This is a genomic window from Pallidibacillus pasinlerensis, assembly GCF_009996845.1.
Taxonomy (GTDB): domain Bacteria; phylum Bacillota; class Bacilli; order Bacillales; family Caldibacillaceae; genus Pallidibacillus; species Pallidibacillus pasinlerensis.
Genome location: NZ_JAACYS010000152.1, coordinates 1 through 826 on the forward strand (window position 1 = coordinate 1; position 826 = coordinate 826).

The 826-nt window shown below is 33.8% G+C and carries 2 protein-coding genes; both read left to right on the forward strand.

Translation table 11 applies throughout. The features are described from left to right. Positions 1-435: ExeA family protein (locus GW534_RS16610; protein ID WP_407670493.1), on the forward strand; the 435-nt coding region annotated here is incomplete at its 5' end. Beyond that, positions 432-689: a DUF5348 domain-containing protein gene (locus GW534_RS15980; RefSeq protein ID WP_161921937.1), complete on the forward strand. Its 258-nt coding sequence runs from the start codon at positions 432-434 to the stop codon at positions 687-689. The genes GW534_RS16610 and GW534_RS15980, both read left to right, overlap by 4 nt. Positions 690-826: the final 137 nt, after the last annotated feature.

Here is an 826-nt window from a genome sequence, read left to right on the forward strand (position 1 = left end):
ACACCTGTATTTATCTTAGATGAAATGCATTTAGCAAAGGATGCATTTTTACAGGATATCGCCCTATTGTTTAATTTTCAAATGGATTCCACCAACCCGTTTATCTTGATTTTAGCAGGATTACCACATTTAAAGACACGTTTAACAATGAATCATCATCGCCCGTTGTCACAAAGGTTGATAATGAAATATGAGATTCAACCCTTACCGAAAGAAGAGATTGTTTCATATATCAATCACCATCTAAAAATCGCTGGTGCAAAAATGCCAATATTTACTGAATCCGCACTAGAAGCCATTGCATTACGATCTCAAGGATGGCCAAGAGTGATTAATAAAATAACGATAAATAGCCTGTTATTTGGGTTCCAATTAAAAAAAGAACAGATTGACGAAGAAGTAGTTAGGTTAGCCATAGAGGATATCGGAATATGAAAAGAGGAATATTGGTTTATAATCATGAAGAAATGGAATGGCGTGTGTGGATAGGCCAGCAGGCCTACTGGATTGAACAAGGATACTACTTTGATCTTAGGATTCAAAATAGATATTTTAAAGCAGTCTTGGAAAAAGAATTGGATTGGTTTGTAACTCTGGATCAAGATGTAAAGTTTGTCCTTCATCCTAATGAGATTTATAAAATTCGAATAAATATCCATGATTATATACGTGTAGATGCCCCTTTTTAGGGGTCTTCTTTTGAAATGAATAGCTGGAATATTTTGAATGGATTTTTGCATATTCTGAAATAATTTGAAAAAACAAGCACATTATTTCAGATTTATTGCCGAATTAAAATGAAAACGGCGAGCTGAAATAATGTGCT